Raw genomic sequence first — 18,425 nt, forward strand, 5'->3', positions numbered from 1 at the left:
CCATCACGTGATCACAGAAGTGGATTTGGAGTCCGCGACGTCGGATGTCGCCATCTCCTTCTTGCGCGCCAGGTAGCGTGCCCGCGCCTCCTGGCTCGCATGGTGCGCACTGAGCTCGTGGAGCTCGGGTGGTTCATGGCCGTCCACAACCGGATTCACGTGTACGGTCACATGCTCCAGGTGGCGGATGCTGTGCAGGAGTTCATGCTGTACCTCCTCCGCGACCCGGTGTCCGTCGAGAATGCTGAGCGTTGCGTCGACGGAAATCTCGACGTCACCCTCCAACCGGTGACCGCTCCAGCGGGCCCGAGCCCGACCGACCCGCACAACCTTGGTCACCGAGGCCGCGGTGTTGCGGATGGCGGAGACGATGCCCGGCTCGACGCCATCCATCAGGCGGCGAACGATACTGCGCAGCGAGTTGACGAGGATCCACAGAATCGCGCCGGCAATCAGGAGCCCGATCAGCGCATCGGCCTGGGGGAACCCGAGCCATACCCCGATGACGCCGACCACCACCGCGATCGAGGTAAGGCCATCCGCCCGAGCATGCTGACCCTCGGCAATCAGCGCAGCCGAACCGATGCGCCGTCCCGACCGGATCCGGTAGATCGCCACGATCTCATTACCCGCGGCACCCACCAACCCGGCAGCGAACACCCAGCCCAGGTTGGACAACGGACGCGGCTCCATCAACCCTCGTACTGATTCCCAGATGATCAGCGCGGCGGATGCGGCGATCACGAGGGAGATGAAGACCCCGGCGAGATCCTCCGCTCGCCGATAGCCGTAGCTATATCTCTCGGTTGGCTTCCGGCGACCGAGCCTGAACGCCAGGACCAACGGAATCGTGGTCACGGCGTGCCCGAGGTTGTGCAGGGTGTCGGCAAGGAGGGCCAGTGACCCGGAGGCAGCGAAGATCACGATCTGCAAGATCGCGGTCGCCATCATCCCTGCCAGACCGATCCACGCGGTGCGGATGCCCTCCCCTCTCGCCTCCTCCGCGGACTGGATCGACTCGTTGGCGTCGTGGGAGTGCGGGATCAGCGCATCCTTCAGCCGTGCCTTCCAACCAGTCCCGTGATCGTGCCCATGCCCGTGGCCGTCCCCGTGCCCATCCCCGTGGCCGTGTCCATGCCCGTGGCCGTGCCCATGCCCGTGGCCGTGCCCATGCCCATCCGCGTGGCCGTGCCCGCCTCCATGCCCGTGACGGTGATGTGGCGCTGATGCGGCCGGGATATCACTGACCGACGTTCCTCCGGCACTCTCTGCCGCTGGATCTGGGTGCTCATGGCTCACGTCGCGCTCCGCCATCTGTGTGAACTCTCCTGATGTGGTTTGTAATGTATCAGCGCGTACATTACGCTGATGTAGTGGCAAGTCAAGACTTGGTTAAGCCGCGCGACGGGCGCACCGTGACCGATCAGGCGTACGCGCACCTCAGGCACCAGATCCTGATCTGCGATCTCGCGCCCGGAGCCGAACTCCGCGAGGCGAACCTCGCAGAGTCGACCGGCTTCGGACGAACCCCCATTCGTGAGGCCCTCAGGCGGCTGGTGCACGACGGACTCGTCGAGGTGCGGCCGCGGCAGGGATACCGCGTCGCGCCCATCACGCTCGACGACGTGCACCACGTGTTCGAGCTTCGGCTGATACTGGAGCCGGCCGCTGTCGAGCTAGCCATCGCGCGCGCCTCAGATGAAGCCCTTCAGGAGCTCCATCCCCTCGCCCATGCGGCACGGAGGCCGGATGATGCCGCGACCTACGAGCAGTACCTCCTAGACCACCTGGGGTTCCACGCGGCGATCGCCGAGTGCTCCGGCAATCCGCGGCTGGCGCGCTCCGTGCGCGATCTCCTTGCCCAGATGCAGCGGCTGATCTTCCTCAGCGTCAGCGCGCGGGACGCCAACTCACCGCCTGACGAGGAGCATCACGACCTGTTCGACGCGATCGTCAAGCGGGACTCCGCCCGGGCGAGGGAGATCATGATCGCGCAGATCGAGGAGAGCCGCCGACGCGTCGCTGATGCGCTCGTTTCCCGGCTGATGGATCCCCGACACGCCGCGCTCGGAAGCGTCAACATCGCTCAACCGCGATAAGGCCGGGGTAATCCTGAGCCTGACCCGTCTTGAGAGCCGGGGCTACCGATTGGCGTCTTGCCACGGTGACATGCGTAAGCGCGTCGATGAGCTCGGCGCAAGAGCGGAAGCGTGAGCGGATGGTGCCGATCGGGCATCCGCAAACCGTTGCGTCCGCGAGATCCTCCGGGACCACCACGGCATCGCACACGTAACCCTCCAGGTCGAGCCCGCGAGCCACACCGGATGAAGCTCGGCTGGTAATCAACACCCAGAACGGACGACCAACATGGTGGCCTGGCTTGCGCTGACGCTCTACCAGCTCGGGATCCTGACCGCATGGGTGACGCGGACCGGGGTGTGAGGGAGGGGTAGGTCGTTGGCGGCAGGATGGAAGCGCGACCTGTCCGTTCTGCTCGACGCGCTCTGATGCTGTCCGGCTCGTGAGATAGTTTCAAAAACTATTGAAACTTCTGAGTAGCACTGGCTTTGCTTGCTCGCATGGGCGAGTTGCAGGAGTACGTCGAGGAGATCGGGCTCTACTTCGCCGGGGTCGGGCTGCCGCGCATGCCGGGCCGGGTGCTCGGCTGGCTGCTGGTCTGCGATCCACCGCATCAGTCGGCCGATGAGCTGGCGGCCGCGCTGCAGGTCAGCAGCGGGTCGATCAGCATGGCCGTGCAGATGCTGGTCCGGGCCGGTGCGGTCGAGCGGTACGCGAAGCCCGGCTCGCGTCGCACCTACTACCGGCTTCGGCCCGGTTTCTGGTTGCACGAGGCCGAGGAGAAGGCCAAGCAGGCCGCCGAATGGCACAAGCTGGCCGACCGTGGCCTGGAGATGCTCGGCCAACTCGACGAAGACGGTGGCGACGACCGTTCACAACGGCTTCGCCAGATGCGCGACATGTACGCGTTCCTCGAGGTCGAGTACGCCCGGATCGCTGCCAGGTGGCGATCCGGGAAGACAACTTCCAGTTCTGAGGAGTCGGGGTCATGAGCGCTGCCAACCCTGTCGTGGCAGTCGACGGTCTCACGTTCACCTACCCGAAGTCGGCCGAGCCGGCCGTACGCGGGATGAGCTTCTGCGTCGAGGAGGCCGAGGTGTTCGGGTTCCTCGGCCCCAGTGGCGCCGGGAAGTCCACGACACAGAAGATCCTGATCGGCCTGCTGTCCGGCCACGGCGGAGCGGTGAGCGTGTGGGGCAAGCCGCCAGCGGCGTGGAAGTCCGAGTACTACCGGCGCATCGGCGTCTCGTTCGAGCTGCCCAACCACTATCAAAAGCTGACCGGGCTGGAGAATCTGGAGTTCTTCGCCTCGCTGTACCCCGGCGAGAAGGAGGACCCGATGGCGCTGCTGGACCGGGTCGGGCTCGCCGAGCACGCGAACCTCCGGGTCGGCAAGTACTCCAAGGGCATGCAGATGCGCCTGGTGTTCGTCCGCGCCCTGCTGCACAAGCCGCGGCTGCTGTTTCTCGACGAGCCGACCTCGGGCATGGATCCGGCCAACGCCCGCATCGTCAAGGAGATCATCAGGGAGCTGCGCGCCGAGGGCCGCACTGTGTTCCTGACCACGCACGACATGACCACCGCCGACCAGCTGTGTGACCGGGTGGCGTTCGTCGTCGACGGGCAGATCGCCGCGCTCGACACTCCAGAGGAGCACAAGGTACGCCGTAGCCAGCGCACAGTCCGCGTCAGCTACCGCACATCGACCGTCGAAGAGCTGCAGTACAAGGACTTTCCGATCGACACACTCGCCGATGACGACACGTTCGCGACGTTGGTACGCAACCGGCAGGTCCAGGCCATACACAGCCAGGAGGCCAGCCTGGAAGACGTCTTCATCGACCTCACCGGACGGACACTGCAATGATCACCTCGGTTGTCCGGCCTCTCCGCGCTGTGGTCAAGCTGGACCTGCGGCTGCAGTGGCGTTACGGATTCTTCTACGCCACGGCGTTCTCGATCGTGCTGTGGGAGGTCGTCGTCGTTCTCATCCCGGACGGGCTCAAGCTCACGGCCATGCCGTACATCGTGTTCGGCGACTCGGTGCTGATCGGGTTCTTCTTCATCGCCGGCGCGGTGTTCTTCGAGAAGGGTGAACGCACCCTGTTCGCCCTGCTGTCCACGCCGGTGCGGTTCGGGCACTATCTGACCGGCAAGCTTGCCACGTTGAGTCTGCTCAGCCTGGTAGCGGCCGGTGTGGTGAGCGTCAGCGGAGCGGGCGCCGCGTTCGACCCGGGCATGCTGTTCCTGGCCGTCGTGCTGTGCACGTTGCTGTTCCTGCTCTGCGGACTCATCTCCGCGGCACCGTTCCCGTCGATGACCGACTGGCTGATCCCGTCCACGGGTGTGATCGCTGTGCTGAACGTCCCCCTTCTGGCCTACACCGGCATCTGGGACCATCCCGTGTTCTACCTGCTCCCGACCCAGGGATCCCTGCTGATGTTGGGATCCGCGTTCGGCCAGCTCGATCTGAGCGGCTGGCAGGTGGCATACGCGCTCGCGTACCAGCTGCTGTGGATCGTGGGACTGGCCTGGCTCGCGCGGAAAGTCTTCGACCGTTACGTCGTGGCGAAGGAGGGAGGCGCGTGAGCGCAACGCAAGCGGTCCTGGCGTTCGGCCGCAACGACCTGAAGAGCGTTCGGCGTGACACCATCATGATCGGTGTCGGGTTGGGACCGTTCATCTACGCCCTCGCCATGTGGTTCCTGCCGCCGCTGACCAACTTCCTGCAACGGCAGTACGCCTTCGACCTGACGCCGTACCACGTGCTGATCGTGAGCGGGTTCGTCATCGTCGGCCCGATCGCCGTGCTTGGCGCCCTGTGCGGGTTGATGCTGCTCGACGACAAGGATCAGCACACTCTCGCGGCACTGCGGGTCGCGCCCATCCCACCGCTCACCTACCCGCTCTACCGCGCTGCCGTGACCACGCTCGTCTCCGCGGTCTCGATCGTCGCCGCGCTCGCGCTCACCATGCAGGTACCGGCAGACCTCGTGCTGAAGTCGGTCCCGATCGGGCTGGTCTGCGGCACCGGCGCCGCCGTCGTCGGACTGCTCATGCCAGCCGTCGCCAGCAACAAGGTCGAAGGCCTGGCCGTCATGCGCGCGATCGGCATGCTGCTGTTCGGACTGCCGATGATCCCCTGGTGGCTGGACTCGCCCGCGCACCTCCTGTTCGGGCTGCTGCCGACGTACTGGCCCGCCAAGGCTTACTGGCTCGCCGCCGAGGGCGCGACCTACTGGCCGTACATCGTCGGCGGGATCGCCTACAACTCCTTGCTGGCTTACGTTCTGCTCCGCCGGCTCGGCAGATCCGCGCAAGCCTGATGAGCGACGCGTCTCCGAGGCGAACGAGATGATACGAATTACATATCGATACCGTCTCGTAAATGAAAAGAGCGGAGATGGACACCACCCAGGTTCTGGTGGTCGGTGCTGGCCCGACCGGGTTGACGCTGGCCTGCGGTCTACGTCTGCACGGCGTGCGCGTCCGGCTGATCGATCGCGCGCCCGGGCCGGCCGTCACGTCGCGGGCGAACTTCCTGCACGCGCGCGGGTCCGAGGTGCTCGGCCGGCTCGGTGCGCTCGGCCGACTGCCGGAGGAGTCGCTGCGGGCGATGCGCATCACGACGTACCTCGGCGATCGCCCGATCGCGAGGCTGGAGTTCGGGGATCCGGGCCTGCGGACCGCCGCTCCGCCGATGGTCGTGTCCCAGTCCAGGGTCGAGGCCGCACTTCGCGACCGACTCGAACAGCTCGGCGGCGCGCCGGAATGGGGCACCGCGCTCGTCGACGCCCGGCAGGAGCCCGACGGCGTGGTCGCGACCCTGAGCGACGGGCGCACCGTACGGGCCTCCTGGCTGGTCGGCTGCGACGGCACCGGGAGCACGACGCGCAAGCTGGCCGGCATCGGCTTCCCCGGCGTCAAGCTCAGCGAACGGTTCCTGCTGGCCGACCTGCGGCTCGACTGGGATCTCGACCGCAGCGGTACGACCGGCTGGATCCATCCCACCGGCATGCTCGGCGCGATGCCGATGCCCGACCCGGACGGTCGCAACGACCTGTGGCGGCTGATCGCCTACGACCCTGGGTACGACGACAAGCCCAGCGAGCATGAGATTCTCGAGCGATTCCGGAAGATCCTGCCCGAACGTTCCGAACGAGCCGTCCACATCGGCGACGCGGAATGGCTCTCGCTGTTCACCGTGCACCGCCGGCTGGCAGAGCGCTACCGGCAGGGCCGGATCCTGCTCGCGGGCGACGCGGCCCACGCGCACGCTCCGTTCGGTGGGCAGGGCATGCTCACCGGCGTCGGCGACGGGGAGAACCTCGCCTGGAAGCTCGCGCTGATCGTGCGCGAGTTGGCGGACGAGCGACTGCTCGACACCTACGAGGCCGAGCGCCGGCCGCTCGCGACCGACGTGTTGCGCGGCACGAGCACCGTGACCAGGATCAACGTCGCGAGCAACCCGTTCGGCCGGTTCCTGCGCGATCGGGTGGTGGTGAAGTTGTTCAACCTCTCGCTGGTCCAGCGCTGGACCACCTACACCACGTCCCAGCTCTGGGTGAGCTACCGGAAGGGCCCACTCGGTAACCGGGGCGGGCCCAAGCCGCGGCCAGGCGACCGCGTGCCGGATCTGCCGGTCGTACGTCCGGACGGCACCGCGTCCCGGCTACACGCCGAGCTCGGCCGGCGGTGGGCCCTGCTGATGCCACCCGCCGGCGGGGGCGACGACCTCGACGCGATCGCCGGACAGCGGCTCGGCGATCATGTCGGGATGCTTCGCTACGACCGTGACCAGGCCATGCTCGTACGGCCGGACGCCCACCTGGCCTGGCGCGGCAGCGACGCGGCCGGGCTGGACCGCTGGCTGGAGAACGCGTTGCTCCACGGGCGGGCAACCCGATGACGCAGCCGCGTGGCCGCGGCCGCCCGCGCGACCCCGAGGTGGACACCGCCATCCTGCGCGCCGCGCTCGATCTGTTCGTCGAGCGCGGCATCGAGGGCATGAGCATCGAGCAGGTCGCCAAGCGCGCCGGCGTCGGCAAGCTGACCGTGTACCGCCGGTGGTCGTCGAAGGAAACGCTGGCCGCACACGCGATCGAGCAGATGATCGAGGAGCACCGCGACTGGCCCTCGAACGCGGAGCTGGAGCGGGCCGATCCTCAGCAACTCCTGGAGAGCACGTTGGACGCCTCGGCCGAGTTGGCGGCGAGCCACGAGTTCCGTGCGTTGGTGGCGCGCATCCTCGGGTCCAGTGTGAGCCACCCATCGCTGATGGCGACGTACTGGAAGCACTACATCCTGCCCCGGCGCAAGGCCGCGGGCGCAATGCTCGAACAAGGTCAACGGGCGGGTACGGTCCCACCCGACGCCGACCTGGACGTGCTGATCGACATGATGGCCGGCGCCGTGGTCTACCGCGTGCTCCAACCGGACCCGCCCGACGCCACGGAGATGCGACGCTACCTCGAGGAGATCTACCGGCGGATCGGACTGCTCCCCGGCAGCTGAAGCTCCCCTTTCGCACCGTGCCCCGACGGAGCTCCAGGGGTTGGGCCGCCGCTGACACGCAGGCGCCGCTTGGTGCGCGGTCGACTCGCTAACGCAGGTGGTGGGCTCCCACCTGCACGTCGCAACGGTCAGCAGTGTCGGGGATGAGCTGTGACGAGTCCGGACTCGTAGCCGAAGATGACGAGTTGGGCTCGGTCGAGTGCGCGCAGCTATTCCGATCTCCTGAGAGATCACAGGCGCCCCCGGCAGTGTGCCCCGGCAGGATTCGAACCTGCGACACACGGTTGAGGAACCGATCGTCACTTGTCCAGATCAGTCCACGGCTTGCTCGTTCAGGGCTCGGGATCGACCTTTCCGGCCCTCGGTTGTCCAGGCCAGTCCAGGTCCGTCCAGCTGCTTGTTGCACACAGGTTGCGCGCTGGGCCTTGCCCTACGCCCACCTTGCAAAGGACCTTCGGTGCCTCCCGCTGCGCTGAGCGTGGATCGTAGCCGCGCTCGAGTCGGCGCCTTGTGACCGTCATTGACCGCTGCGGACCATGATCGACCCTGGCTTGGGCACGCGGAGGGCAGGCCGACCACGAACCTGTCGGCGTCGCGTGTGCCTCGACGTGGCACCTACATCCGTTGCCGACCGATGAGTTTTGCGCTGGAAGGTGGTCTGTCTCTCAGAGGCCGTTGCGATGGGTGTCCGGGCGCGGTTTCGTACCAGCCGATGAACCAGAAGGTGCGGAATGCGGATCAAGGTCAACGGCGTCGAGTTGTGCGTGGAGACCTTCGGAAACCCGGCGGATCCGCGGGCGCTACTGGTGGGCGTGTCGGAACGAGGCAGGTCGTAGCAGGGGAACGGCCGTCCACGAGGAGCCCAACTCGCCCGAGTCGTGTTCAACACCCTGAAGAACAAGCCCCCACAACCGCAGCCGAGCCACACTTCGCGACCCCCGGCTCGACAGAGGAGGAACCCATGGAGTCCACCGTCCGCCGCCTGAAGCGGCTCGTGGATCCGATCCATCTGGTCGCCTACCAGGCCGACGAGCCCACCGCTGCACTGATGGCGCTCGGTCACCGGAACTACTGGGACGGCTACTTCGCGGGACGGGCGGCACCGCTGGGCCGGGTCTCGGCCGAGGTGGTCCATGCGGTCTTCTACAACTTCGCCGACGGCGAGGTCGCCCGCCACATCCCCCGGGTCTGGGACATCGCCAGTCCCGAGGCGGCGCTCGCCGCTCGCGAGCAGGGCAGCGTCGCGGCGCTGCGGCGGATCCTCGGCGGCCTCGCCGATGGCCCCGGTCTGGTGCGCGCCGCCGACCTCGCGACCAAGGCGGCTACCAGCGCCCCGACCGAGGGCAGGATCCTCTACTCCGGGCTCCGAACGCTCCCGGTACCCGAGGAGCCGGTGGCCCGGCTCTGGCACGCGGCCACCCTGCTCCGCGAATCCCGCGGCGACGGTCACAACGCCGCCCTGGTCATCGCGGGCGTTGGCGGCACCGAGTCTCACGTGTTGCGCGCGCTCTCCGAGGGAATCCCCGCAGCGAAGGACGGCAGGCTGCAGCACCTCCCCGCGGCCCAGCTGGCGGCGGTGATGGACGGGATGCGGGCCCGCGGCCTGATCGACGCCGCCAGCCGGCTCACCGACGCCGGCCGGGAGATCAGGGAGTGGATCGAGTCACTCACCGACGTCGCCGACGCACCGGCGTACGACAGCCTGGAGCCGTGCGAACTCGACCAGCTCCTCGCGGACCTCGAGCCCATCTCCGCAGCGCTCGACGCTGCCGGCTCCCGGTAGGTCCCGCCACGCGGACCACTCTTCCCCGTCGTCCTCGCAACCAGATTGAAGGGCGGAGCGGAGCGGGTCAAGTGTCGAAGATCAACCCCGTCGCGCACAGCGGCGGCAGCCCCCTGGTCACCGAGTTCACGAAGCTGAAGCTGTACGAGAGCCTGGAGCCGAGTGACCTCGACCAAACTGATCGCGGACGTGGAACCCATCTCCGCAGCTCTCGATGCCATTTCCCGCTGGTGACGGCCTCGACAAACCATGGAAGGCGGCCGCCCGCAAGGTGGCCCCCGGATCGGGAACAGGAGAAAATGACGTGACCAATGAGCGCCTCGAACTGCCCGTTTACACCTTCCCCGGGGATCGCCCGGTGCTGCTGATTCACGGCTTCACCCGGAGCGCCGAACTCGACTGGGTTGAGCCCGGCTGGCCGGAAGCGCTGGCCGCGGCGGGACGCGGGGCGATCGCGGTCGACCTGCCCGGTCACGGCTCCGGCCCTATCGTGGCCCGGGGCGCCGTGTCGGTCGGCGCCATTGTCGCGGCCATGGTCGCGACGATCGACGCCATCGGCGAGGAGGTCGATGTGGTCGGCTACTCGCTCGGCGCACGGCTCGCCTGGACCTTGGCTGCCACCGGCCACGTGCGCCGCCTCGTCCTCGGCGGGATGAGCCCGACCAATCCCCACGCCGGCGTCGATGTCGATCTCCTCGCCGCGGTCGCCCGCGGCGAGAACGCGCCACCCGATCCGATGTACGCCCGGCTCGCCGAGTGGGTCTCCATACCCCGACTCGACCGCGACACGTTGCTGTGGCTCATCGAGGCACTCGCCGCCGACTCGTTCGACCCAGCCGTCGACCCACCCAACATCCCGACCCTGATCGTCGCCGGCGCCGAGGACACCCAGGTCGATCACATCGCAGCAACACTCCCCGCAGCAACGTACGTTGTCGTGCCCGGTGATCACTACAGGGCACTCATCTCGGCCGAATTCCGCGCGGCCGCGATCGAGTTCCTCACCTCGCCGTGACCGAATGCACGAGCCGATGGCTGCGTATGCCAAGAATTCCGAAGTCGCCGCCAACCAGATGGCCCAGGCTATCCAGACCGCAACCACCGCCGTGCTCGGACGTGTCATCGCCGAGCACTTCTTCGAGGCCTGGCCCCCAGTGATCGGCATCGAGGGCGCTGACCCAGGCCGCGAGGCCTACGCAAGATGGCTGGACTGCGGTCGAGAAAGTCGTGCTGTCCAGCACGCTCCCGAAGTTCCCATGGCAGGGCAGTCGGATCGTCAACGCCCCAGCGGCCGAAGGGGATCACGGCACCTTCCGCTCTCGCCTGGGTGACCGTTCACCTGGCAGTTTGCATCACGCTGGTGTTGATCGTTTGGCGTCTTCTGGCGGTGCAGTGCGGCCAATTTGTGGCCGCCTAGCCCGACGAGCCGGCCTCGCCGCGTCACGAGACACTAGACACCGGCTGATCCCCGCGATCACGGCTCACCTGATCGATCGCGCTCGCCTTCCCCGTCGTAGAGGTAGCACTTTACGAGCCGGTGCCCGACCGCGAAATCGGGCGGGTTGGCCAGCCGACACCTCTCCATCACGGAAGGGCAGCGGCTGGCAAACCTGCAGCCGGCCTGATTGAACTCGCCGATCTCGGTTGCGCCGAGGGTGATGTGTCGGGTCCAGGACTCCTTGTCCTCCGGCACTGGTTCCGGGATCGACTCCTTGAGCAGCTGGGTGTAGGGGTGTGCGGGCTGATCAAGGACCTCCTCCACCGGACCGGATTCGACCACGAACCCCCGCAGCATGATGGCGATCCGGTCCGAGACGTAATACGCGGTCGCGAGGTCATGGGTGATGTAGATGACCGTGACACCCTCCTCGTCTCGCAGCCGCCTGAAGACGTTGACGATCTCCATTCGCAAGGACGCGTCGACCATCGAGACGGGCTCGTCGGCGACGATGACCTTCGGTTTGGGGATCAACGCCCGAGCTACCGAGACGCGCTGCAACTGCCCACCCGACAGCTCGTGCGGGTAGCGCTGCTGAATCTCGGCAAGACTCAGGCCGACCGTACGCAGCGCTTCATCCACCGCTTCAGCGGCCTGTTTGCGGTCTTTCGCAACCCGGAAGTTCACAGCGGTGTCGATCAGATATTCCTGGACGTGACGCAGCGGGTTGAAGGTCTCGAACGGATTCTGGAAGACCGGCTGCACCTCCTGCATGAAGGCCATGTGACCGCCTGCTTTGATCACCTCCTGCACCCGCCTGCCCTGGAACCTCACCTCACCACTCGACGCCTCCTGATCCCCCAGCAGGACACGGGCCAGCGTCGTCTTCCCGCTACCACTTTCCCCTGCCAGCGTGAAGATCTCGGGCTTCTCGGCCGCAAGACTCAACGACACGTCATTGACCGCGACGAGTCGGCTACTGGTCAGCAGCGAGCCGAGACGGAAGGTGACGACGGCACGGTCCACCTCGTACAGCGGGGACGGCGACTCGGTGGCGGTCACTGGTCGGCCCTCGTCCGGGTCGAATCGAAGACGTCCGTGGCACGTCCAGCGGCTGTCGCTAACTCGGGGTGGGGCAACGGGAGGCCCTCCTCTTGTGCAACGGCGTGACAGGCGACCCGGTGCCGATCGGCGAGTTGGAGCACCTCGGGAACGACCTCCCGGCACACGTCCATGGCCACCGGACAGCGCGGATGGAAACGACACCCGGACGGCGGGTCGGAGAGATTCGGCGGCCTGCCCGGCAGAGATACCCGGTGGGTACGCTCCCCGATCTTCGGCAGAGACCCGATCAGGTGCTTGGTGTAGGGGTGCCGCGGGGCCTGGAAGATGGTTTCGGTGACGCCCTCCTCCATGATGCGACCGGCGTACATGATCATGACGCGGTCGGCCACATTGGCGTGAACCGCCATGTCGTGGGTCACCAGCAGGACCGTGTTGCGACTCTCCGACTGGATCTGCTTGAGCAACTGCAGCACACCGCGCTGCACCACAACATCGAGGGCCGTGGTCGGCTCGTCGGCGATGATCAAGTTCGGCTGGAAGAGCGTCGCCAGCGCGATCGCCACCCGTTGTCGCATGCCACCGGAGAGCTGGTGCGGGAAGGATTGCAGGACCTCAGGCGGCAGGCCGAGCCGCGCCACGTGGGCGCTGATCTCCTCCACGAAGTCCCGACGACTACCGATGCCCCGATGAGTAGCGACGATGTCGGCAAATGTGCGGAGGATCCTGCGTACCGGGTTCAGCACGCTCATCGATCCCTGCATCACATACGAGATCCGCTTCCACCGCATCGTCGTGCGCAGTTCGTCTGGCGTCATCGTCCCGATGTCGCGATCGATGCCGTCGGCGGTGAACTGCACCTGTCCACTGACCACGCGCAGCGGATTCTTGACGTTGCCCGAGATCACCTTGATCAGCGTGGTCTTACCGCAACTCGATTCGCCGGCCAGACCGTAGATCTCGTTGGGATACATATCGAAGGAGACCCCGTCGACAGCCTTCACCGTTCGGGAGACGCCGTAGGCCTCGGTCTTGTAGTACGCCTTGAGGTCTTTGACCCTCAGCAAGGGCTCCATATCAGGCTCCGATGAGACGAAGGCGGGTGCGGGGATCGATGTACTCGTTGACGCTCGACATCAGCATGTACAGACCGACGAAGAGCACCATGGTCACCAGAACGGGGGCTCCGATCCACCACCAGGTCCCGGCAACGAGCGCCCCGTGTTGGTTCGCCCAGTACAACGAGGTGCCGATCGTCGGCCGACTCAGATCCGACAGGCCGAGGACACTCAAGGTGACCTCCATTCCCATGGACCACAACATGTTGTTGATCGAGGTGGCGAAAACGATTGGCAGGACAAAGGGGAGGTGCTCGGTGAGCGTGATCCGCCACGTCTTCGCGCCGGTGTACACCGCGGTCTGGGTGAAGGCGCGTTGTTTCAGACTCAACGTCTGGGCACGGATCAGCCGGGCGTCCCAAGGCCAGCCGAATATCCCCAGTAACAGCGCCAGGAAGTAGACGTTGAGCTGCCCCCGAAACAAGAAACTCAACAAGATCAGGATCGGCAGCAACGGCATCACGACAAAGGAGTCGTTGACCGACATCAGCACTCGGTCGGCCCAGCCACCGCGGTAGCCGGCAGCCAGTCCGACCGCGATGGCGATCACGCGGCTGATCGCGGCGGTCAGGATGCCGAGTAACAACGAGTTTCGTACGGCGAGGGTCATCCACCAGAACAGATCCTGGCCGCGAGAGGTGGTCCCGAACAGGTGTTCCAACGATGGCGGAGCATCCAGCGTCACTACGAAAGTCTGATTGGGCTTGTACGGCGACACGAAGGACAGCAGCACCATGATCGCAGTCAAGCTGAGGAATACGGCGGCCACACGGAACCGGCGGTCGTATTTGACGAGGTCTTTGACGACTTTGATCATGATCGCCTCACTGGTACCGAACGCGCGGGTCGAGGAGCGGATACAGGAGGTCGATGATCAACACCGCCGTGGCGACGCCGATGATCGAGTAGAGCGTGACCCCCATCATCAACGAGTAGTCGTTCCGCTGTACCGCCTGCAGACTCAACGTGCCGATCCCCGGATACCCGAAGACGACCTCCATGATCAAGGCACCAGAGAACACCGACCCCAACTCCATTGCCAGGCCAGTGACCTGCGGCAACATCGCATTCCGGGTGACGTAGTGCGAGAGCACCCGTCGGGGCCGGATTCCCGCCGTCTCGGCGTAGACGACGTGGTCCTCGGAGATGACGTTGCTGGTCAACGCCCTCATCCCGAGGAACCAGCCGCCGAACCCCACCATGATCAACGTCAGCGCTGGGAGTGTGGCGTGATAGAGGTAGTCGGCGATGAAGGCTGGCGTCAACGACGGGGAGACGCCACGGCTATAGGCACCGGCGAAGGGAAAGAACGGCAGCACATGGGCAAAGGCGACCAGTAAGACAATGGCGACCACGTAGTACGGGATCGGGCGGACGGCCTGACTGGTGACGTCGACCACGCCGAGCGCCCGGCTGTTGGGATAGTAGCTCGCCAGCACTCCGAGCATGTTGCCCAGGATCCAGGTGATCAGCGCAGCGGCCACCACGATCCCCAGCGTCCAGGGCATGGCCTGCCCGACGAGCTCACTCACCGGCGTCGGGAAGCTCGACAGCGACGGCCCCAGATCGCCGCTGAACAGTCTGCCCCAGAAGGCGAAGTACTGTTCGATCGGACTGCCCGACAGGCCGTACATCTCGGTGAGCGATTCCCGCAGATGTTCGATCGCCGTTGGATCGACCGACTGGCCACTGCTGGTCATCAATCCGATTTGCGATTCCACCGGATTGGTTGGCGCCAGCCGCGGAATGATAAATGTCACCGTGACGCCGATGAAGATCACGGCGACATACTGCACAAGCCGCGGAACCAAATAGCGCAACAAAAATGACCGCATCCGCCCTCCTTATGGCGTAGTCGCCCCCCTGGTGCGACGATTCTTGCTGCCGCACCAGGAGGACGGTGGTTCAACCATCAGCCCTTGGGCTTCACCCGGGTGAACATGTACTTCGTATTCGCCCAGTTCGGCACAGGGTTCGTGTAAGGATCCTCCGAGGTTGGGAAGCCCTCAAAGAATGTCGTATCGCAGACGGTGAACACGTTGTAACTCATCAAGGGGATGATCGGCATCTCTTCGGCAGCCAGCTTGAGGAACTCAATTCCTAGCTCGACACCTACCTCGTCATCGAAGTCGGAGTTCTGGATTTCGATGATGATCCGATCAAGTTCAGGATTCTTCCAGCGCATCGAGTTCTTGCCGACGACCCGTTTCCCGGATTCGATGTAGAACTGCGAATGCCACGATTGGAGGAAGTAGAACAGATCGGGGTGACCGCCCCAGGTTTCGATCGTCCAGCCGATCGCTGCTGAGAAGTCGCCCAACGCGACCAGATCACCCGAGTCGTCGGTGGCGACGTGGCGGGTCTTGATGCCGAATTCATTCCAGCATTCCACCACCATGGATGCCGCCCGGTTCATCGTCGGATTACTCTCGGCGGCGCTCAGTACCGGAACCTCGAACGGCGAACCGTCCGGCAGCGCCCAGGTGTCCCCGTCGCGCTGCATCCCGGCCGCCAGCATGAGTTGTTCGGCTGTCTCCAGGTCGTGCTTCCACCACCCGCTGCCAAGTGCGGTCTTGATCTCTCCCGGATCGGTCGGCACAAGGTCACCAAGTGTCTTGCGCGCCTCTTCGGCGATCCGGTTGCCTGCCTCAGCATCGAAGGGCCTGTAGGCGCTCCCACCGACATCGATCGAGAACTCGTTGAGCCAACTCTCCAACGGATCGAAGTAGTACTTCGGGTACAGCCCGGTCGGCGGGACGTGAATGGCCGAGATGGTCGCCGCGCCACGATAGGAGGCCATGGAGACGCGGACAATATCGATCGCCAGTGTGAGCGCCCACCGGACTTCCTTCTTGTCCAAGCCCGGTTTCTCGTTGTTGAGGAGCACCGCAGGCAGGGTGGGGTCGGGATGTGCCCACGGGAAGTCGCTGAACCAGCCCACCGATGTCGGATTGTCCTCGGCCAGCTGGATCCGGCCCTCGGGGGTGATGTCGTGGATCACGTCGAGGTTCTTCTGCATCTGCGAGATGACGCGCTTGTCGCTGGGTCCGGGCGCGATGTACATCGCGTACGGCGGGCCCGGTTCGCCGATGAGGCCCATCGACGTCTTGTCCCAGTCCTCGCGCTTCTCCCACAGGTACCAGTCCCCGTTGGGATCGAAATCCTTGAGCGTGTACGCGCTCAGGCTGACCGGCGGATTGAACCGGAACTCCAACGGATTTGATTCGGCTTCAAAGATGTGCTTGGGCATCATGAAGCAGGCGGCCCAGCGCACCGTGAAGTAGGTATGAAACCGCGAGTTCGGGGCCTTGAGATTGAAGACCACCGTGTACTTGTCGGGCATGTCCATGCTCTCGACATTTTCCTTGAACTGCCCGGTGTAGGACCACCCGTCGTTCTTCATCTGCACGTCGACGGTGTAATGCAGGTCCTCGGCGGTGAATTCGACGCCGTCGCTCCACATCAACCCTTCCCGCAGCTTGACGGTCATCTGGGTGAAGTCGCTGTTGTAGATCGGCTTGTCGGCAGCGCAGGCGTTGTCCCAGACGCCGTTCACACCAGCGTCGGGATCGATGTACCACAGGGCGTCGAGGCCGATCTGCTGGAGCCCGGTCGATGCCCCGGTCATTCCGGGCCGCCACCGGTTGAAGTCGTCCGCGGGTGCAATCCGGCCGCCGGGGTTCTCCAAGATCAGGCAGTCTTTGCGTTGCACGCCGGGGGCGACTTCCTTCGAGCCGTTGGCCGCTGGAGCATTGTCCGCCGGCGCCTCGCCGGGACCCTTCGTCGGGTCGCCGCGGTCGATTCCACAGGCGGCTAGTCCGGAGGCCGCTGCTGCGGCGGATGCCGCTGCCAGGAAGCCGCGTCGGGTAATCGGATACGTCATTGTTGTTCCTCCGATTCGGATGGGTTGCTGCGTCCGGTCGCCAACCGGACCGTCACAAATGAATGTGCCGGGATGGTGACTGTCAGCGTGTTCTGCGAGAGGTTTGCGCCGTCAAATGTGGTGGGTGCCACGGCATCGGGGCGTTCCGGCGTGTTGTGGCTCTGCAGGGAGTCGGCGTGAAGGATCCGCGCGGAGACGCCGGACGGGTCACCGCCGCGCAGGTTGTAGGTGATGGTGTGGTCAGCCTCGGCATCGAGGTTGGTCAGCGAGATCAGTGCGTGGTCCTCCTTCGCTGTCGCCGTCGTGGTGACCAACGGCACCGTCCTGTCGTTGTACTGCTCGGTCGGCGTGGCATCGAGCAGGTGGACGTCGAGCCGGGCGGCGTCGTGATGTCCCTTGTTCATCTCGAAGACGTGGTAGGTCGGGGTCTTGACCAGCACGTCGTCGAAGGTCAACAACATGGCCTGCAGCACGTTCACGGTCTGGGCGATGTTCGCCATGATCAACCGCTGCGCGTTGCGGTGGAAGGCATCGAAGTGCAGGCCGGCGATCAGCGCGTCGCGAAGGGCGTTCTGTTGGTAGAGGAAACGCGGGTTGGTGCCCGGTTCGACCGCCCACCACGTTCCCCACTCGTCGAGCACAAGGCCGATCCGGCCATCGGGGTCGTAGACATCCATGACGTTGCTATGCCGCTCGATCATGGTCTCGACACGCCAGGCGTTGGCCAACGACTCAAGGTACTCGTCGGTGGTGAAGTCGGTAGCGCTTCCGTGCTTGCGGTTCGTGAGGCCCGTGTAGTAGTGGAACGAGACGGCGTCGAAGTAGTGCTTGGGGTTGCAGCCGCAGCCATAGTCCCCCATGGTCTGCATCAGGGACTGCGTCCACGAGTAATCGTCGCTCCGCGCACCGGAGGCGATCTTGTACAAGACGTTGCCGTCGTGGTTGCGGCAGTAGGTGGAGTACTGACGGGCGAGATCAGCGAAGTAGTCACCTCGCATGTTGCCGCCGCAGCCCCACGTCTCGTTGCCGATGCCCCAGAACTTCACGCGCCATGGATCGGGCCGACCGTTCTCGCGGCGCAGTTTCGACATCGGGGCCTCGCCGCTGCGGGTCAGATACTCGACCCACTCGGCCATCTCCCGAACGGTCCCGGACCCGACGTTGCCGCTGATGTAGGGTTCGGTGCCGAGTTGCGCGCACAAATCCATGAACTCGTGAGTTCCGAAGTGGTTGTTCTCGACCACATTTCCCCAATGGGTGTTCACCATCGACGGACGGCTCTCGCGTGGCCCGACGCCATCGTGCCAGTGATATTCGTCGGCGAAACATCCGCCGGGCCACCGCAGGTTCGGAGTCGCAATTCCCCGCAGTGCTTCGACGATGTCGGTGCGGATTCCCCGAACGTTCGGGATGCCCGAGCCTTCCCCGACCCAGATGCCGCCGTAGATGCACCGCCCGAGGTGCTCAGCGAAGTGGCCGTACAGGTGCCGGCTCACGGTGGGGCCGGCCACATCGAGATTGATGACGGCGCGTAGGTGCGACACAGGC

The 18,425-nt window shown here is 65.4% G+C and carries 16 protein-coding genes; 9 read left to right on the top strand and 7 right to left on the bottom strand.

The genetic code is table 11. From position 1 onward, the window contains the following. Positions 1–3 precede the first annotated feature (3 nt). Positions 4–1,380 carry a cation diffusion facilitator family transporter gene (locus ABNF93_RS29060; RefSeq protein ID WP_349331411.1) on the bottom strand — a complete coding sequence of 459 codons (1,377 nt, stop codon included), beginning with the start codon at positions 1,378–1,380 and terminating at the stop codon, positions 4–6. On the opposite strand from ABNF93_RS29060, the gene ABNF93_RS29065 reads away from it, so the two are divergent. From ABNF93_RS29065 to ABNF93_RS29105, 9 genes are all read left to right on the top strand, one after another. Continuing rightward, positions 1,374–2,099, top strand: a complete 726-nt coding sequence (locus ABNF93_RS29065; RefSeq protein WP_349331412.1) for a GntR family transcriptional regulator — start codon at positions 1,374–1,376, stop codon at positions 2,097–2,099. The two genes, ABNF93_RS29060 and ABNF93_RS29065, sit on opposite strands and share 7 nt — an antisense overlap. 480 nt (positions 2,100–2,579) lie before the next feature. Next, entirely contained in the window at positions 2,580–3,071 is a 492-nt protein-coding gene (locus ABNF93_RS29070) for a GbsR/MarR family transcriptional regulator (protein WP_349331413.1), read from the top strand. Next, positions 3,068–3,946 carry an ABC transporter ATP-binding protein gene (locus ABNF93_RS29075; RefSeq protein WP_349331414.1) on the top strand — a complete coding sequence of 293 codons (879 nt, stop codon included), beginning with the start codon at positions 3,068–3,070 and terminating at the stop codon, positions 3,944–3,946. Before ABNF93_RS29070 ends, ABNF93_RS29075 begins: the two co-directional genes overlap by 4 nt. Beyond that, complete coding sequence (locus ABNF93_RS29080; protein WP_349331415.1) at positions 3,943–4,668, top strand: fluoroquinolone export ABC transporter permease subunit; 726 nt, start codon at positions 3,943–3,945, stop codon at positions 4,666–4,668. Before ABNF93_RS29075 ends, ABNF93_RS29080 begins: the two co-directional genes overlap by 4 nt. After that, positions 4,665–5,405: an Rv2686c family ABC transporter permease subunit gene (locus tag ABNF93_RS29085; RefSeq protein ID WP_349331416.1), complete on the top strand. Its 741-nt coding sequence runs from the start codon at positions 4,665–4,667 to the stop codon at positions 5,403–5,405. The genes ABNF93_RS29080 and ABNF93_RS29085 overlap by 4 nt, the downstream gene beginning before the upstream one ends. A gap of 77 nt (positions 5,406–5,482) precedes the next feature. Continuing rightward, positions 5,483–6,988: an FAD-dependent monooxygenase gene (locus ABNF93_RS29090; protein WP_349331417.1), complete on the top strand. Its 1,506-nt coding sequence runs from the start codon at positions 5,483–5,485 to the stop codon at positions 6,986–6,988. After that, positions 6,985–7,593, top strand: coding sequence for a TetR/AcrR family transcriptional regulator (locus ABNF93_RS29095; RefSeq protein WP_349331418.1), 609 nt, complete (start codon positions 6,985–6,987; stop codon positions 7,591–7,593). Before ABNF93_RS29090 ends, ABNF93_RS29095 begins: the two co-directional genes overlap by 4 nt. Before the next feature lie 961 nt (positions 7,594–8,554). Beyond that, entirely contained in the window at positions 8,555–9,376 is an 822-nt protein-coding gene (locus ABNF93_RS29100; protein WP_349331419.1) for an SCO6745 family protein, read from the top strand. Positions 9,377–9,680: 304 nt separating this feature from the next. Continuing rightward, positions 9,681–10,391, top strand: a complete 711-nt coding sequence (locus ABNF93_RS29105) for an alpha/beta fold hydrolase (RefSeq protein WP_349331420.1) — start codon at positions 9,681–9,683, stop codon at positions 10,389–10,391. Between the two features lie 459 nt (positions 10,392–10,850). On the opposite strand, the gene ABNF93_RS29110 is transcribed toward ABNF93_RS29105, so the two are convergent. The 6 genes from ABNF93_RS29110 to ABNF93_RS29135 all read right to left on the bottom strand — a co-directional run bounded on the left by ABNF93_RS29110 (position 10,851) and on the right by ABNF93_RS29135 (position 18,421). After that, positions 10,851–11,876, bottom strand: a complete 1,026-nt coding sequence (locus ABNF93_RS29110; RefSeq protein WP_349331421.1) for an ABC transporter ATP-binding protein — start codon at positions 11,874–11,876, stop codon at positions 10,851–10,853. Further along, complete coding sequence (locus tag ABNF93_RS29115; protein ID WP_349331422.1) at positions 11,873–12,952, bottom strand: ABC transporter ATP-binding protein; 1,080 nt, start codon at positions 12,950–12,952, stop codon at positions 11,873–11,875. Before ABNF93_RS29115 ends, ABNF93_RS29110 begins: the two co-directional genes overlap by 4 nt. A 1-nt stretch (position 12,953) precedes the next feature. Beyond that, positions 12,954–13,811: an ABC transporter permease gene (locus tag ABNF93_RS29120; protein WP_349331423.1), complete on the bottom strand. Its 858-nt coding sequence runs from the start codon at positions 13,809–13,811 to the stop codon at positions 12,954–12,956. 7 nt (positions 13,812–13,818) lie between these two features. After that, the gene (locus ABNF93_RS29125; protein ID WP_349331424.1) at positions 13,819–14,775 is read right to left on the bottom strand and encodes an ABC transporter permease; all 957 of its coding nucleotides are present in this window, start codon (positions 14,773–14,775) and stop codon (positions 13,819–13,821) included. Positions 14,776–14,906: 131 nt separating this feature from the next. After that, complete coding sequence (locus ABNF93_RS29130) at positions 14,907–16,877, bottom strand: ABC transporter substrate-binding protein (RefSeq protein ID WP_349331425.1); 1,971 nt, start codon at positions 16,875–16,877, stop codon at positions 14,907–14,909. After that, positions 16,874–18,421, bottom strand: a complete 1,548-nt coding sequence (locus ABNF93_RS29135; RefSeq protein ID WP_349331426.1) for an alpha-N-arabinofuranosidase — start codon at positions 18,419–18,421, stop codon at positions 16,874–16,876. Before ABNF93_RS29135 ends, ABNF93_RS29130 begins: the two co-directional genes overlap by 4 nt. Positions 18,422–18,425: the final 4 nt, after the last annotated feature.

Origin of the sequence: Actinopolymorpha sp. B9G3 (genome assembly GCF_040120725.1) — a bacterium.
GTDB lineage: Bacteria > Actinomycetota > Actinomycetes > Propionibacteriales > Actinopolymorphaceae > Thermasporomyces.

Coding starts and splice junctions, on each gene's coding strand:
- ABNF93_RS29070 (WP_349331413.1), top strand. CDS start 2,580: ATGGGCGAGTTGCAGGAGTACGTCGAGGAGATCGGGCTCTACTTCGCC.
- ABNF93_RS29075 (WP_349331414.1), top strand. CDS start 3,068: ATGAGCGCTGCCAACCCTGTCGTGGCAGTCGACGGTCTCACGTTCACC.
- ABNF93_RS29080 (WP_349331415.1), top strand. CDS start 3,943: ATGATCACCTCGGTTGTCCGGCCTCTCCGCGCTGTGGTCAAGCTGGAC.
- ABNF93_RS29090 (WP_349331417.1), top strand. CDS start 5,483: ATGGACACCACCCAGGTTCTGGTGGTCGGTGCTGGCCCGACCGGGTTG.
- ABNF93_RS29095 (WP_349331418.1), top strand. CDS start 6,985: ATGACGCAGCCGCGTGGCCGCGGCCGCCCGCGCGACCCCGAGGTGGAC.
- ABNF93_RS29100 (WP_349331419.1), top strand. CDS start 8,555: ATGGAGTCCACCGTCCGCCGCCTGAAGCGGCTCGTGGATCCGATCCAT.
- ABNF93_RS29115 (WP_349331422.1), bottom strand. CDS start 12,952: ATGGAGCCCTTGCTGAGGGTCAAAGACCTCAAGGCGTACTACAAGACC.
- ABNF93_RS29120 (WP_349331423.1), bottom strand. CDS start 13,811: ATGATCAAAGTCGTCAAAGACCTCGTCAAATACGACCGCCGGTTCCGT.
- ABNF93_RS29130 (WP_349331425.1), bottom strand. CDS start 16,877: ATGACGTATCCGATTACCCGACGCGGCTTCCTGGCAGCGGCATCCGCC.